Annotated in this window: 15 protein-coding genes; 8 read left to right on the plus strand and 7 right to left on the minus strand. The window is 71.5% G+C overall.

The genetic code is table 11. The features are described from left to right. Positions 1–71 precede the first annotated feature (71 nt). Complete coding sequence (locus tag BJY18_RS17420; protein WP_184780981.1) at positions 72–1022, minus strand: alpha/beta fold hydrolase; 951 nt, start codon at positions 1020–1022, stop codon at positions 72–74. A 141-nt stretch (positions 1023–1163) separates the two neighbouring features. On the opposite strand from BJY18_RS17420, the gene BJY18_RS17425 reads away from it, so the two are divergent. Further along, positions 1164–1790, plus strand: coding sequence for a TetR/AcrR family transcriptional regulator (locus BJY18_RS17425; protein WP_184780982.1), 627 nt, complete (start codon positions 1164–1166; stop codon positions 1788–1790). A 4-nt stretch (positions 1791–1794) separates the two neighbouring features. Beyond that, positions 1795–2484, plus strand: a complete 690-nt coding sequence (locus tag BJY18_RS17430) for an alpha/beta fold hydrolase (RefSeq protein WP_184780983.1) — start codon at positions 1795–1797, stop codon at positions 2482–2484. A gap of 4 nt (positions 2485–2488) precedes the next feature. Here BJY18_RS17430 and BJY18_RS17435 read toward each other — a convergent pair whose 3' ends face one another. Further along, positions 2489–3400: an alpha/beta fold hydrolase gene (locus BJY18_RS17435; protein WP_184780984.1), complete on the minus strand. Its 912-nt coding sequence runs from the start codon at positions 3398–3400 to the stop codon at positions 2489–2491. Continuing rightward, positions 3397–4305, minus strand: a complete 909-nt coding sequence (locus BJY18_RS17440) for an AurF N-oxygenase family protein (RefSeq protein ID WP_184780985.1) — start codon at positions 4303–4305, stop codon at positions 3397–3399. The genes BJY18_RS17435 and BJY18_RS17440 overlap by 4 nt, the downstream gene beginning before the upstream one ends. Before the next feature lie 89 nt (positions 4306–4394). Between BJY18_RS17440 and BJY18_RS17445 the strand changes: the two genes are divergently transcribed. After that, positions 4395–5165, plus strand: coding sequence for a TetR/AcrR family transcriptional regulator (locus BJY18_RS17445; protein ID WP_184780986.1), 771 nt, complete (start codon positions 4395–4397; stop codon positions 5163–5165). Positions 5166–5179: 14 nt separating this feature from the next. Next, a complete protein-coding gene (locus tag BJY18_RS17450) occupies positions 5180–5506 on the plus strand; it encodes a DUF4873 domain-containing protein (protein WP_184780987.1) in 327 nt (108 codons plus the stop codon). A gap of 67 nt (positions 5507–5573) precedes the next feature. Here the strand turns inward: BJY18_RS17450 and BJY18_RS17455 are convergent, their stop codons facing one another. Together BJY18_RS17455 and BJY18_RS17460 are read right to left on the minus strand one after the other, a co-directional pair. Next, positions 5574–5804 carry a DUF3107 domain-containing protein gene (locus BJY18_RS17455; protein WP_184780988.1) on the minus strand — a complete coding sequence of 77 codons (231 nt, stop codon included), beginning with the start codon at positions 5802–5804 and terminating at the stop codon, positions 5574–5576. 119 nt (positions 5805–5923) lie between these two features. Continuing rightward, positions 5924–6559, minus strand: coding sequence for a ferritin-like fold-containing protein (locus BJY18_RS17460; protein ID WP_184784671.1), 636 nt, complete (start codon positions 6557–6559; stop codon positions 5924–5926). A gap of 572 nt (positions 6560–7131) precedes the next feature. On the opposite strand from BJY18_RS17460, the gene BJY18_RS17465 reads away from it, so the two are divergent. The 3 genes from BJY18_RS17465 to BJY18_RS38065 all read left to right on the plus strand — a co-directional run bounded on the left by BJY18_RS17465 (position 7132) and on the right by BJY18_RS38065 (position 10801). Beyond that, the gene (locus BJY18_RS17465) at positions 7132–8730 is read left to right on the plus strand and encodes a DEAD/DEAH box helicase (RefSeq protein WP_312874109.1); all 1599 of its coding nucleotides are present in this window, start codon (positions 7132–7134) and stop codon (positions 8728–8730) included. Positions 8731–8968: 238 nt separating this feature from the next. After that, the gene (locus tag BJY18_RS17470) at positions 8969–10618 is read left to right on the plus strand and encodes an Rv3212 family protein (RefSeq protein WP_246460021.1); all 1650 of its coding nucleotides are present in this window, start codon (positions 8969–8971) and stop codon (positions 10616–10618) included. A 33-nt stretch (positions 10619–10651) separates the two neighbouring features. Continuing rightward, positions 10652–10801: a TetR/AcrR family transcriptional regulator C-terminal domain-containing protein gene (locus BJY18_RS38065; protein ID WP_184784673.1), complete on the plus strand. Its 150-nt coding sequence runs from the start codon at positions 10652–10654 to the stop codon at positions 10799–10801. An 11-nt stretch (positions 10802–10812) separates the two neighbouring features. Here BJY18_RS38065 and BJY18_RS17480 read toward each other — a convergent pair whose 3' ends face one another. Further along, positions 10813–11754: an alpha/beta hydrolase gene (locus BJY18_RS17480; RefSeq protein ID WP_184780990.1), complete on the minus strand. Its 942-nt coding sequence runs from the start codon at positions 11752–11754 to the stop codon at positions 10813–10815. A 25-nt stretch (positions 11755–11779) separates the two neighbouring features. Next, positions 11780–13249: an MFS transporter gene (locus tag BJY18_RS17485; protein ID WP_184780991.1), complete on the minus strand. Its 1470-nt coding sequence runs from the start codon at positions 13247–13249 to the stop codon at positions 11780–11782. Positions 13250–13360: 111 nt separating this feature from the next. On the opposite strand from BJY18_RS17485, the gene BJY18_RS17490 reads away from it, so the two are divergent. Continuing rightward, positions 13361–14098 (plus strand): TetR/AcrR family transcriptional regulator, encoded by a 738-nt coding sequence (locus BJY18_RS17490; protein ID WP_184780992.1) that lies wholly within the window; start codon positions 13361–13363, stop codon positions 14096–14098. Positions 14099–14111 lie beyond the last annotated feature (13 nt).

A 14111-nucleotide genomic window follows, 5' to 3' on the forward strand; every position in this document is an offset into this window, starting at 1 on the left:
CCGCGATCCCCCGGGCGACTGGCGGACCGCCCGGCGAACCGCCACCGCCCGGGGGATCGCGCCGCGGCCGCTCACCACGTGCCCCGCCCGGCCTCCTCCCACAGCCCCAGCACGGCTTTGGCCACCACTTTCGGCCGTTCCATCTGTGCCACGTGCCCGGTCCGCGGCAGGACGAGCAGCCGGGCGTTCGGCAGCGACCGGGCGGTACGCGCCGCCCTGCGCACCGAGATCACCCGATCGTGCAGGCCCCAGACGACCAGGGCAGGCACCCGCACGCGGGTCGCGACCGACCACAGCGACCCTTCGCCGCGGGAGGTCCACTGCCGGAAGATGCCGAAGGTACTGCGTTCCATCGCCCGGACCGCCCAGGCGAACTCCGCCCGCGCACCGTGCTCCTCGGTCAGCTCGTCCAGCCGCCGCTCGGGGAAGCGCGCCGGGTCGTGGAAGCACAGCTTGATCACCTGGGCGGCCCGCTCGCGGGCGGTGAGAGCGGCCATCCGGCGCCGGGCGCGGGCCCCGACCAACGGAAGGTAGGCAAGTGCCATCAGCGGATCCGACAGCCGGCGCGGGTCCGGCCTGCGGTCCGGCATGGCGGGCGAGATGAGCGTGAGGGTCTTCACCAGCTCGGGCCGCCGGGCCGCGACGAGCAGCGCGACCGCGCCACCCATCGAATTGCCGAGCAGGTGCACCGGAGCAGTGCCGAGCCCTTCGACGTAGCGGGCGACCACCTCGGCGTGCTCGCCGAGACCGAAACCGAAGGCGGGCTCGGGTTCGGAGAACCCGAATCCGGGCAGGTCCAGCGCGCGGCCCGCGGCGAACGGGGACAGCAGCGCGGCCAGGTCGGTCCAGTTGGTGGAAGACCCGCCGAGCCCGTGCACGTACACCGCGGTCGTGCCGTCCGGCCCGGGAGTGCGCCGCACGTGCAGGGGCACCCCTCCGGCTTCGTCGAGGCCGCCGGGCCAGGGCGGCAGCGCCGGGTCGAGGTCCGGCAGGGGCGTGGTCGACAATGGCACGCGGGTCATCGGCGGCGGGCTTGGCGCTGTCGAAGGGCGGGAAGACGTGGTCGTCACGCATCCAGGATGCCCGACCCTTGGCGTTTCGGGTGTACCGGCGAGTAATGTCGGATCTACTTCACGCCATGGCGGCCGTGGACGGGAGGAAAGATGACGGAGATGGCGCGACTGCAAGGGCGAGGTGTGCGGTTGCCCCGTACCGAACGCCGCGCCCAGCTGCTCACGGCCGCACAGCGGGTCTTCGCGGAGAACGGCTACCACTCGGCGGCGATGGACGAGATCGCCGAGGAGGCCGGGGTCAGCAAGCCGGTGCTCTACCAGCACTTCCCCGGCAAGCTGGACCTCTACATCGCGCTGCTGGAAAGCCACGTCGACGACCTGGTGGGGCGGGTGCAGGGCGCGCTGGACTCCACCAGCGACAACCGGCACCGGGTACCGGCCACGGTCGGCGCGTTCTTCGACTTCGTCAACAACGACGCGGGTGCCTTCCGCATGGTGTTCGAATCCGATCTGCGCGGCGAGCCGGCCGTGCAGGAGGCGGTGGACCGTGCCACCTCGGCGAGTGTCGAGGCGATCACCGAGACGATCACCTCCGACGCCGGGCTGGACGAGGACAAGGCCCGGCTGCTCGCGGTCGGCCTGGTGGGCATGAGCCAGGTGAGCGCGCGCTACTGGCTGCAGCACAACCAGTCGATGAGCCGCGAGGAGGCGGTGGACCTGACCGCCAACCTCGCCTGGCGTGGCATCGGCGGCGGTTTCCCGCTCAAGGACGGCTGAGCCGGTGCCGGTCGTGGGGATACCGGGCACGCTGTGCGCGCCGGAGATCTTCGACCGGCTCGCCGCCGCGCTGCCCGGCGGCTCGGACACGGTGGACGCCGTGGACTGGCTGACCGCACCGGGCCCGTGGCGGATCGAGGACGTCGCTGCGTCCGTGTCCCGCCGGATCGAAGCCCTTGGCGAACCGGTCACCCTGCTCGGCCACTCCACCGGTGGTTGCGTGGCCGCGACGGTGGCCGCCACCCGCCCGGACCTGGTCTCCCACCTCCTGCTGGCGAACACCGGCGCGCACATGCGCGGCCACGGCGACGTGGACCGGATTCTCACCACCATCACCGAGGATTGGGGGCCCTCGCTGCACGCCGCGGTGCTCGACCGGTCGTTCGCCACCCCGCTGCCGTCCGGCCTGCGCACCCGGCTGCTCGCGTACGCCGCCCGGGTCCCCCCGGCTGCCGTGCTGGAAGTGCTCACCAGCCAACGGGATCTCGACCTGACGCCGAAACTCGCGTCGATCACCTGCCCGGCCACCGTGCTGCACGGCAGTCACGATCGTGCCCGTTCCGTCGCTGACGCGCGTTACCTTGCCGAGCAGTTGCCGGACTGCGAGCTGACCGTGGTCGCGACGGGACACACGCCGTTCTGGGAGGACGTCCCGAGCACCGTCGCGGCGCTGGAACGACTGCGCGCGAGGTGATCCCTCAGCGCGCGGCCGCGGCGCGCAGCAGTGCACCGATCCGTACGGCAACCTCCCCCGCGCGTTCCTGCGGCAACATGTGTCCTGCTCCGGGATAGCGGACGAACTCGGCCTCCGGCAGCTCGTCCGCGATCACCTTGGCGTGCGGCAACGGACAGAGCCGGTCCTTTTCGCCGGCCAGTACCACCGCCGGGGTGTCGCGCAGCGTCGCCAGCGCCACCCGGCAGTCGTGCGTGGAGATCGCGTCCTGGAACGCGCCGAGGCTCGCCGGATGCGCGCACAGCAGCTGGTCGGCGACGACCCGCAGGTCACTGCGCCGGGGATGGTCGCCGAAGACGAGGAACCGGGCACCGGAACGGACCATCGCCGGGCTGAGCGGGAGCCGGTCGCCCTTGCGGTGCGCCAGCGCCTTCGCCAGCCGTCGCTCGAACCGCGCGGAGAACTGCCCGGCCATGCCCGGCAGTCCCAGCGTGATCCGGTCCATCTGCCCGGACGACGTCGCGACGAACGCGACCCCGGCCACCCGGGAGGCGACCAGCTCCGGATGCCGTTCGGCGAGCGCCATCATGGTCATCCCGCCCATCGAGTGCCCCGCCAGCACCACCGGCCCCCGCGGGATCCGGTCCGCGATCAGCTCGGCGAGGTCGTCGGCGAGCCGCGGGATGGTCGCCGCACCGTCCAGCGCGGGCGCGGAACCACCGTGCCCACGCAGGTCGTAGCGCAGCGTCCGGACCCCGGGCCCGAGGTGCGCGACGACGCCGTCCCACGTCCGGTGGTCCTGCGTCCAGCCGTGCACCAGCACCAGGGTCAGCTCGGCGTCGGCCGGACCGCTCGTCTCGAGGTGCAGGGCACAGCCGTCACTGGTCACGAAGCGATGCGCCCTTGCCGGGTCCCGCAGGCGCGAGACGGTGCTCACGCCGTCTCCGGAAGCAGGAAGGACTTGCGCCAGAAGTGCTTTCCCGGCGCGCCGACCAGACCGGACTCCTGCAGGAATGGCATGATCTTCTCACCGGCCCAGGCGATCGTGGCCCGCCAGTGCGGATTGTTCAGCGCGGCTTCCACGCCTTCGCGCGGGCGGATGCCGACCGCCTTGTAGACGTACGGATTGATGAACGCCCGCGTCACGAAGTACGAGATCAGCGCGATGACGAACTGCTGGTAGGCGATTTCCGGCTTGCGCAGCTTCGCCATCCCGCGAGTGACCTCCTCACGGGCGAAGGTGACGTGCCGCGCCTCCTCGAGGACGTGGATCCGGTTGACCATGCGGACCAGCGGCTGGACGCGTTCGTCGATCATCTGCTCCCGCTGCAGCCGGTCGAGGACCTCCTCGGCCACCAGGATCGCGCCGTAACGCGCCGGGCCGTAGGAGATCGCCGGCGTCACCTTCGCGAGCTGCCGCAGCGTGGGCACCGGCCCGTAGGCCGGGCAGCCGATCCGCGCGGACATCCGGGCGAACATGGTGGAGTGCCGGCATTCGTCGGCGATCTCGGTGAGCGCGAACTGCGCGTGCGCCGAGGTCGGGTCCTCGTCGTAGACCTCCTTGAGCAGCATCTGCATCAGCAGGATCTCGAACCACAGCCCGGTGGTCGCGACGCTGGCCACCTCGTGCTTGCCCAGTTCGATGCGCTGCTCGGGGCTGAGCCGGTCCCACAGCGGGGTGCCGTACAGCGAGGAACGCTCGGGCAGGATGTAGTGCTTGCCCTCGACCAGTGGTGCGTCCCAGTCGATGTCCACGTCCGGGTCGTAGAACTTGCCGGCCGCGGACTTCAGCAGCCGCTGTGCCGTGCGTTCCCGGTCGGTCCCGTCGAGTGCCCGCGTCATCGCCCAGCCCCTTCCAGCGCCTGACTCGCCGTCGAATGCAGCAGCGTCGGATTAACCTGTAACCCTTGGTAACAGTTACCTCTGGTAGCATGACCCCGGTGATCGACCGTGTCAAGCGCCCCAGCAAGCAGTCCGCGTCCGCGAAGAGCACCGAGGCCGCGACCGGGGACGCGCGCCGCGACCGTTGGCGCAAGCACCGCATCGCGCGCCGCGCGGAGTTCGTCGAGGCGGCCCTGCGGGCACTGGACACGCATGGTCCCGACCTCGGCATGGAAGACGTGGCCGCGGAGGCCGGTGTCACGAAACCCGTGCTGTACCGGCACTTCGACGACAAGGCCGATCTCTACCTCGCGCTCGGGCAGCGCGGCACCGAGATCCTGTTCCAGCGGCTGATCCCGGCGATCAACGCCGAACTCGCGCCGGTGCCGCGGATCCGGATGGCGCTCGACGCGTTCTTCACTGTGATCGAGGAGCATCCGAACCTCTACCGCCTGCTCGCCCACGGCGGTCTGCAGGAGAAGCTGGCCCAGTCCGACGTCGTGGCCGAGGACAAGCAGGTCATCGCCACCGCGCTGACCGCGTTGCTCGGCGACTACATGCGCATGTTCAGCATGGACTCCGGCGCCGCCGAACCCTGGGCGCACGGGATCGTCGGCATGGTGCAGAACACCGGCGAATGGTGGCTGGACCGCCGTTCGATGAGCCGGGACTCGGTGGTCGAGTACCTGACGCAGATCATCTGGGCGGCCATCGACGGGCTCACCCGGCAGCAGGGCGTCGCGATCGACCCGAACCTGCCGCTGGAGGAGAACAAGGTCGTCCGGCTGGGGCGGGACCAGGAACAGACCGACGCCGGCTGAGAAAGAGGACTGCGATGAGCGAGCACGACGAAGACGGCTACCACGGCCCGGCGACCCTGCTGGTCGGCGACGCGCAGCTGCCGGTTGAGGTCGAGTTGCGCGGGCACTTCCAGCCCATCGACGGCTACTACCACTGGTACGGCCGGATCGCGGTGGACGCCGCGCTGACCGAGCACGTGGGCGGACGCAAGAAGTCCTGCGAGATCCGGGTGGGCGAGCTGACCGCCACCGGCGAGGTGTCCGATCCGGACCCGTGGGGCCGCTACCGGATCACCGGCACGTCGACCCCGCCGTTCACCGTGCCGAAGACACTGGCGGAAGTCGAAGCCGCCACCGCCTGAGCCCGGAACGCCGTGAAGGCCCCCTCCACGAGGGGGCCTTCACGCTTGCCAACCGAACCGGGTGGGCTCAGTCGCCGACGCTGAAGCCGACCTTGCGCACGTCGGACGGCGCGATCTCGACGTAGGCGATGCGATCGACCGGGACGAGGTACTTGCGCCCCTTCTCGTCGTCGAGGCGGAAGAGCTTGTCGTCGCCCGCCCACGCGTCGGCGACCAGCTTCTCCACCTCGTCGGGAGTCTGGCCACTGGACACCACCAGCTCGCGTGGCGTGTCCTTGATGCCGATCTTGACCTCCACGTGGGACCTCCGCTGGAAATTCGTTGTGGTTACGCCCGGCAAGGCTAGCCGAAGTGCCCCGGCGCGGTGGCGTGCGACCAGAGGATGACCCGCTGCCACCGACCCGCTGCCACCGACGTTCAGCCCAACCCGAGCGCCTGCATGCGCTTGCCGTGTCCTTGTTGCAACCGGCGGAACAGAGCGCCGATTCCCGCCAGGTCACCGGAGCCGGCGATGATCAGCTCGGCCAGCCCGTCGCGTTCGGCGACCACGTGCTGAGCCTGGGTGAGCGCCTCGCCGAGCAGCCGCCTGCCCCACAGCGCGAGCTTGCCCCTGGTCTTCGGATCGGCTTCGATCCCGGCCGCGACCTCGCGTTCGGCGAACGCCGAATGCCCGGTGTCGGCGAGCACGGTGAGCACCAGCTCCTTGGTCTCCGCGTCCAGCCAGCTGGCGACCTCGCGGTACAGGTCGGCCGCCAGCCCGTCCCCGACGTAGGCCTTGACCAGCGACTCCAGCCAGGACTTCGGCCGGGTGGAAGCGTGCCACGCGTCCACCTGCGCGACGAACGGCGCCATGGCGTCCGCGACCGCGACCCCGTGCGCGGACAGGTGCGCCGAGAGCAGGTCGAAGTGCCCGATCTCGGCCGCGGCCATCGAGGCCAGCGCGGCGCGGCCGGGCAGCGTCGGCGCGCTGCGGGCGTCCTCGGCCATCCGGTCGAACGCGGACAGCTCGAGGTAGGCGACCACCCCGAGCAGGTCGACGACGCCCTCACTGATCTCGGGGAGCGCACTGCTCGCGGAGGGCTCAGTGGTCTCGGGAGGCTCGGCTGTCCCGGATGTCTCGGGTGTCTCGGCGGGCTGGGTCACAGCGACGAGGGTATCGCCGAAGCGCAGGCCGGTGCCGGGAAGAGACCGATCCCACCCGACCCGTCGCGCCCGGTACTGTGGAAAAACTCCTGACCAGCTACACTGTGGTCGGATAATCAGAGCTTCCCCCGTATCGGATCGGCAACCGGACCGGTACGGCGGGGAACCGGCGGACGACCGGCACCCACGAGGGTGCCCGGGGTTCGTCACCAGTGTGCGTGCACGCCTCCCAGCGGCATTCCCGGGAGGTCGGCTCCGCCGCCACCGGTCTCCTTCGCCGAGACCACAGTGCGCCGGTGCGGGCCAGGCCCCCGGTCGAGTGTCGAGTGACAACCGGCCTGTGCGCGCGGTCACGAGAGAGGCGATCAATCCTGAGTACCGAACAGACCACAACCGAACAGACTCCCGCGCTCGTCCTGGAGCACAGCGAGACCGCCCCGGCGGCGATCGACACCTCGCATCCGCTGCAGGCAGGCGCGCCGGTGACCGAGGAGTCGCCCGCGTTCGCCGACTTCGGCGTCAAGCCGGAGATCGTGCGCGCGCTGGCCGAGGCCGGGATCGAGCGCACGTTCGCCATCCAGGCGCTCACGCTGCCGCTGGCCATGGCAGGCGACGACGTGATCGGCCAGGCCCGCACCGGGATGGGCAAGACCCTCGGCTTCGGCGTCCCGCTGCTGCACCGGGTGCAGGTGCCCGGCGACGGCACCCCGCAGGTGCTCGTGGTCGTGCCGACCCGCGAGCTGTGCATCCAGGTGGCGAACGACCTCAAGGGCGCGGGCAAGCACCTAGGCATCCGCACGCTGGCCATCTACGGCGGGCGGCCCTACGAGCCGCAGATCGAGGCGCTGCGCAAGGGCGTCGACGTCGTGATCGGCACCCCCGGCCGGCTGCTCGACCTGGCCGAGCAGCAGCACCTGGTGCTGGGCAAGGTCCGCGGGCTGGTGCTCGACGAGGCCGACGAGATGCTCGACCTCGGCTTCCTGCCGGACATCGAGCGCATCCTGCGGATGGTCCCGGACGAGCGGCAGACCATGCTGTTCTCCGCCACGATGCCCGGCCCGATCATCACGCTGGCCCGCACGTTCCTGAACCAGCCCACGCACATCCGCGCCGAGGAGAACGACGCCGGCGCGATCCACGAGCGCACCGCCCAGTTCGTCTACCGGGCGCACTCGATGGACAAGCCGGAGCTGATCGCGCGGGCCCTGCAGGCCGAGGGCCGCGGGCTCACGATGATCTTCAGCCGCACCAAGCGCACCGCGCAGAAGGTGGCCGACGAGCTCGTGGAGCGCGGCTTCGCGGCCGCCGCCGTGCACGGTGACCTCGGGCAGGGCGCGCGAGAGCAGGCGCTGCGGGCGTTCCGTTCGGGCAAGGTCGACGTGCTGGTGGCCACCGACGTGGCGGCCCGCGGGATCGACATCGACGACGTCACGCACGTCATCAACTACCAGTGCCCGGACGACGAGAAGACCTACGTGCACCGGATCGGCCGCACCGGCCGGGCGGGTCGCACCGGCGTCGCGATCACCCTCGTCGACTGGGACGAGGAACCGCGCTGGAAGCTGATCTCCGACACCCTGGGGCTGGACAAGCCGCAGCCGGTGGAGACCTACTCCTCGTCGCCGCACCTGTTCACCGACCTGGGCATCCCGGAGGGCACGAAGGGCAGGCTGCCGCTGTCGAAGCGGACCCGCGCCGGCCTGGCCGCCGAGGAGGAAGAGGACCTGGGCGGCAGCAAGCGCCGTCGCCGCGGCGGTCCCGCTGCGCCGGACGCCGGGGAGGACGCGCCGCGCAAGCGCAACCGTGCCCCGCGCAAGCGCACCCGTGGCGCCCGCACCGGCACGGCCGGCACCGAGGCTTCGTCGTCGTCGCCGTCGTCCTCGGAAAAGGGGCCGGAAGCGGCTTCGTCGGAGGACCGCCCGGCCCGCACCCGCCGCCGCACCCGGTCCGGCGGGGACTCGACCGGCCCGGCCGCCCCGGCATCCGGCGAATCCGGCGAACCGCCCGCCGAACGCCCCGCCCGGCGCCGCCGGCGCCGCCGCCCGTCGGCGACATCTGATACACCTGCGTCGGCAGACTGAGGAAACCACCGCACGCGGGGAGCCAGGCACGGTGAACGACCACGGGGACGGCACCGGTCGCGAGCACGGCGCCGACCACCAGGCACCCGCCGAGCCCGACTTGCCCGCGGCGGACGGACCGCACCCCCGTGGTGCGGCCGCCGCACCGGAGGGCGTTCCACCCACCACCGAGCACCCGGCCCGGCCCGCCGACGGCGGCACGGACTGGGAAGCGGGTGGTCTCGGTGACCCGGCCGTCTTGGGCGATCCGGGCAGCGCAGGCGGCCCGTCCGCCGTAGGTGAAGGCTCGAGCGGTACCGCCGCCGGCGCCCCAGAAGTTTCCGCAGGTCGAACGGGGCACGCGGGGTCGCCCGAGGCCGACGATCCGGCGGGTACGAGCGGGGCGGCCGCGCTCGCCGGCCCGAGCGACACCGCGGCCGGCCTCCCATCGGGGCACCGGCCCGATGCGGGCGGCGGGCCGGACCTGCCGACCGGCACACTTCCGTCGGCGGGAGCGGTTTCCGGTGTCCGGAGCGTCCGCGAGTCCGGTGGGCGGCATGCGGCTGCCGAGTACAGCGACGTTCCGTCGTACTCCCGCGCGGGCACCGCCCGCGATCACGCCTCGCAGCCCCAGACCGCGACCACTCGCGGTTCCGGCCGGAACCGCAGCTCGTCGGGATCCCGGGCGGCCACCGCGCGGCGGTCACCGTGGAACCAGCGGCGCGACTGGGTGCTCGTCGGTCTGATCGGCGTGCTCATGGTGGCGTTGTCGGTGATCGTGGCCGTCAAGAGCGACAACCTGCACACCAGCCGTGCGCTCGCGGACACCCCGGCCGCGCTTCCGGAGGCGCCGGCCGCGGTACCCGGGTCGATGACGCAGCTGTGGCAGGCCCCGAGCGCCGCCACGCCGGAGCCGATCGGGCAGCGCGACACCGTGACCACCGCCGACGGTGGCGAAGTGGCCGGGCGAGACCCGCGGACCGGGCAGATCCGCTGGCACTACACGCGGGAGAACCTGCCACTGTGCACTGTGGACACTGCGTGGGGCCGGATCAACGCGGTGTACCACAAATCCATGGGCTGCAGTGAGGTCACCCAGCTCGATCCCGCGACCGGCCGGATCACCGCGCAGCGCAACGGCGACGCGGAACTCGGCACCCGGCTGGTCAGCGACGGCACGCACGTCACCACCACCGGCAAGCACCTGCTCGACACCTGGCGCGACGACCTGGTGAAAAGCATGGAGTACGGCCAGGTTCCGTTCCCGCAGAACGCGAACAAGCAGCCGCGCACGGGCTGCACCTACGGCACGGTCGCCGCGGCCGCGGAGCGGATCGGCGTAATCGAGCGCTGCCCGGACGATCCGCACGACCGGCTGACCGTCTACCGTGCGACGGCCGAGCACGAGGACGAACCGCAGGTCGTGTTCAGCACCGTGTTGGCCGGGTCTCGCGCGCGCGTGGTCGCGATGTCCGGTGAGCTGACCGCGGTGGCGCTGCCGGAACAGAAGCTGCTGGTCACCTTCGACGCCGACGGCGCCGAGAAAACCGCCTACCCCCTCGACCTCCCGGCCACCGACCTGGCCGGCGACCCGGCAGGCGGCACCGAGCAGACCACCCGCACCGCGAGCGCGATCTATTGGTTCACCGGAACGAAAACCGTGGCCCTGTCCCGAGATACCCTCGCGCCACGCTGGACCCTCGACCGTACCCTCGGCCCCGGCATCACGTTCGCGAACCAGCTGGTGGTCCCGATCCCCGGCGGACTGGCAGTCCTCGACGAAGCCACCGGCGCGACGCTGCGCACAGTAGGCGTGGACCGTGGCACCTACTCCGGCCCGGTCCGCCTCACCGCATTGGGCCCGATTCTGTTGGAGCAACGCGGTTCGACAGTCGCCGCGCTGCGCTGAGCGCGTGGCGGGCCAACGTGTCGAGGCCGAGCGATTCCCCGAACTGGCGCGGAGCACTTCGCCTTCCTCGTCTTCGGCGCCGCGCTGGACCGTGCGCTGTTCGAAACGAAGGCACCCACCGCCGAGCACATCCAGACGCACGTCCACGCCGGCGTCGACACGTTCCTCCGTGCCTACCGATGACGTTGCCGCGATCAGCGGCGCGTGTGCTCCGCGATGAACCGCCGGAGCTCCGCGTCGAGTTCCCGATCCTCGGGGGCACCGCCGAAACCGCCGTGCGGCATCGCCTCTCCGACGTGCAGCTCCGCGGGTACGCCGGCCGCGCGCAGCTTCCGGTGCATCCGCACGGTGCCGGACAGCAGCGTGTCGCGGGTGCCCGATTGCAGGTAGGTCGGCGGGAAGTGGCTCAGGTCCGCAAATAGCGGTGAGAGACAAGGATCTTCCAGTGGTCGGCCCGCCGCGTAGAGCAGGTTGACCGCTGCCAGCGACTGCAACTCGTCGACCGCGGCCAGCGTCCGGTGGGTGTCCCCGGACTCGGTGAGGTCGACCACCGGAGTCAGCAACACGGCCGCGGCCGGCATCGGCAGGCCCTCCTCGCGCGCCCGTACCAGCAGCGCCGCGGCGATGTTCCCGCCGGCCGACCCGCCACCCACCACGATGTCGCAAGGATCGTGCTCGGCCAGCAGCCGGCGGTAAGCGGTGATCGCGTCATCGAGGGCCGCCGGGAACGGGTGCTCGGGCGGCATCCGGTAGTCGACGGCGTAGCTCGTGATGCCGCTGCTGGTGGTGGCGAGCGCGCCGGAGACCCGGCATGCCTCGCCGGCGCCGAAGCTCAGCGCGCCGCCGTGGAAGAACAGCTGGACCGGTCCGCCGTCGCCCGCTCCCGGGGCCCGCGAGAGGTAGGTGTGGACTCCGTCGAGGTAGCACTCCTCGGCGCCGGCCGACAGCCCGTTGTCCATCCGGGCCAACCGGCCCTTCGCCTCCCTCTCCCAGTTCGCGACCAGCTCCTGCCATCCCGCGTAGTCGTCGAGGGCGGGAAACCGGATCTTCGGACGGGGATTACGCAGGCTGTCGATCGCCTTGGCGCTGAGCCCTGCCGGGGGCGGGAACTCGGGGCCGATCACGGTGGTGTGCATGGGATCCTCCTCTTCGTGGGACCGATCAGTTCGCGGTCGCCGGGGTTGTGGTGGGCACGAGGCCCGGGCGGGTGCGGCGCATCGCCCAGCCGACCAGTGCCGCGGAAACGACGGTGAGCACCGCACCGGAGACGGTGACCGCCTCGTGGAACTGCCCGTTCTGCTCGGGGCTCCAGTGCCCGGCGGCAACGTTTCCGGCGAACAGCGCGGCGAGCACAGTGCCGACCACGGCGACGCCGAGTGCGGCGGTGACCTCGGCGGCGGTGTCGACCAGCGCCGCACCGGTGGAGGTGCGGTTGCGGGGCAGGCCGTCCAGGACGTTGACGCCGGCGGCGGCGCCGACCACGCGCATTCCGGCGGCGACGAGGACCAGCGCGGCGGCCACGCCGGGATAGCCGAGGTTGCCGAACAGCGTGTAGACGGCGAGTCCGGTGACGATCGATCCGGCGCTGATCCACGCGGCCCGGTCGATGCCGGCCCATTCGACGAACCGGTGGACGAATGGCCCGCCTGCGATCAGCACGACGACCTGGGGCAGCATGCCGATCGACGCGAGCGCGGGCGGCCAGCCCAGGTCGAGCTGCAGCTGCAGCGTCACCAGGTAGGCGAGCCCGGCGTTGCCGAGCCCGGCGGCGGCCTTGTAGGCGAGGCCGCCGGAGACCTTCGCCACGGCGACCAGCGAAAGGTCGAGCAGCGGGTGCCGGGCCGAGCGCTCTCGCAGGACGAACAGGATCGCCGCCACGACGACGCCGGCGACGGCGGCCCAGGGTGCCCAGGATCCGGCGCCCGAATCGACGAACAGGGTCGGCGCGACGAGCGCGAGCACGATCGTCGCGGTGCCCAGCACGCCACCAGGCAGGTCCACCGGCGCGCGGTGCAGATCGGCCGGGTCGTCGGCCGGGACGCCGATCCGGATCCCGACGATCGCGAGCACCACGATCGGCACGTTCACCAGCAGCAGGACCTGCCACGGGGCGAAGGAAAGTACGAAGCCGCCGACAGTCGGACCGATCGCCAGCCCGACCATGCCGACGGTGGAGATCAGCGTGATCGCCCGGACCCGCAGACCTTCCTCGCCGAACAGCCGGAAGGCCATCGCCATCGTTCCGGGCGTGGTCATCGCGGCCGCGAGACCCAGCACAGCGCGGACGGCGATGAGTTCACCGGTGGTGGTGACGGCCGCCGTCGCGAGGCTCGCGAGGCCGAGCAGCACCAGGCCGATGAGCATCACGCGACGCCGGCCGAGCCGGTCGGCGACCACGCCGAACACCAGCATCAGGCCGCCGAACACGACCGAGTAGCCGTTCGTGACCCACTGCAGGGCGACTGTCGGAGCGGCGAGCTCGCGCCCGATCGAGGGCAGCGCGACGTTGAGGACGGTGTTGCTCATCATTTCGAACAGGAAGACCGCGGAGAGGCCCGCCAGCGCGACCCAGGCCGCACGCAGGGAACGGAACGCGCCGGGTGGACGCTCCTGGACGTCAGGGGAAGTCATCGGAGTTCCTCTCCGGAAGGGTTCGGGTCGCCTCCGGTTGACGAACGCCGTTCTTCGCACGAACACTGTTCTACGTTAGGAACGACGTTCGCGTCAAGCTATGCTGTGGTCATGGCCAACAGAAGCGCTCCCGATCGCGCCGAAGCACGTGCCGGCTGGGCCGCGAAGATCGCCGCGCTGGGCGAGGCGGGCAAGACCGCGCGGCCGGGCAAGGCCCCGATCACGGTCGAGCGGATCATGGACGCGGCCTTCGGGCTGATCGAGACCGAGGGCTTCGAAGCCCTGACGATGCGCCGGGTCGCCGCCGCGTTGCAGACCGGTCCGGCGTCGCTGTACGCGCACGTCCGCAACAAGGCCGAACTGGACGAACTGCTGATCAGCGCGGTGTGCGCGCGGGTGCCGTTGCCGGAGCCGAACCCGGCGCAGTGGATCGAACAGATGCTCGACGTCTGCCGCGCGCTGCGGGACGAGTTCCTGCGCTACCCCGGGATTTCCCGCGCCGCGCTGGCCGCCGCCCCGGACAGCCTGGACGCGCTGCGGCTCAGCGAAGGCATGCTGACGATTCTGCTGACCGGCGGCGTCCTCCCGCAGCCCGCCGCGTGGGCGATCGACGCCGCGTTCCTCTACGTCTCGGCGTACTGCTTCGAGGCCTCGTTGCGATTCCACCCCGGCAGCGGCCTCGATCAGCGGGTCCTGGACCGGGAAGATCTCGTCGAGCGCTACCGGATGCTGCCCGTCGACACCTTCCCGAGCACCGTCGCGCACATCCGGGAGCTCACCTCCGGCGAGGGACACGAACGCTTCGAGTTCACCCTGACGACGTTGCTGCGCGGACTTCCCATGTCGTGACCTTCACGACCGC

Origin of the sequence: Amycolatopsis jiangsuensis, assembly GCF_014204865.1 — a bacterium.
In the GTDB taxonomy this organism is placed as follows: Bacteria; Actinomycetota; Actinomycetes; order Mycobacteriales; family Pseudonocardiaceae; genus Amycolatopsis; species Amycolatopsis jiangsuensis.

Excerpts from the sequence above, each read along its gene's own strand:
- BJY18_RS17480 (WP_184780990.1), bottom strand. The coding sequence starts at position 11,754 with ATGCACACCACCGTGATCGGCCCCGAGTTCCCGCCCCCGGCAGGGCTC.
- BJY18_RS17420 (WP_184780981.1), bottom strand. The coding sequence starts at position 1,022 with ATGACCCGCGTGCCATTGTCGACCACGCCCCTGCCGGACCTCGACCCG.
- BJY18_RS17485 (WP_184780991.1), bottom strand. The coding sequence starts at position 13,249 with ATGACTTCCCCTGACGTCCAGGAGCGTCCACCCGGCGCGTTCCGTTCC.
- BJY18_RS17445 (WP_184780986.1), top strand. The coding sequence starts at position 4,395 with ATGACCCCGGTGATCGACCGTGTCAAGCGCCCCAGCAAGCAGTCCGCG.
- BJY18_RS17490 (WP_184780992.1), top strand. The coding sequence starts at position 13,361 with ATGGCCAACAGAAGCGCTCCCGATCGCGCCGAAGCACGTGCCGGCTGG.
- BJY18_RS17450 (WP_184780987.1), top strand. The coding sequence starts at position 5,180 with ATGAGCGAGCACGACGAAGACGGCTACCACGGCCCGGCGACCCTGCTG.
- BJY18_RS17440 (WP_184780985.1), bottom strand. The coding sequence starts at position 4,305 with ATGACGCGGGCACTCGACGGGACCGACCGGGAACGCACGGCACAGCGG.
- BJY18_RS17425 (WP_184780982.1), top strand. The coding sequence starts at position 1,164 with ATGACGGAGATGGCGCGACTGCAAGGGCGAGGTGTGCGGTTGCCCCGT.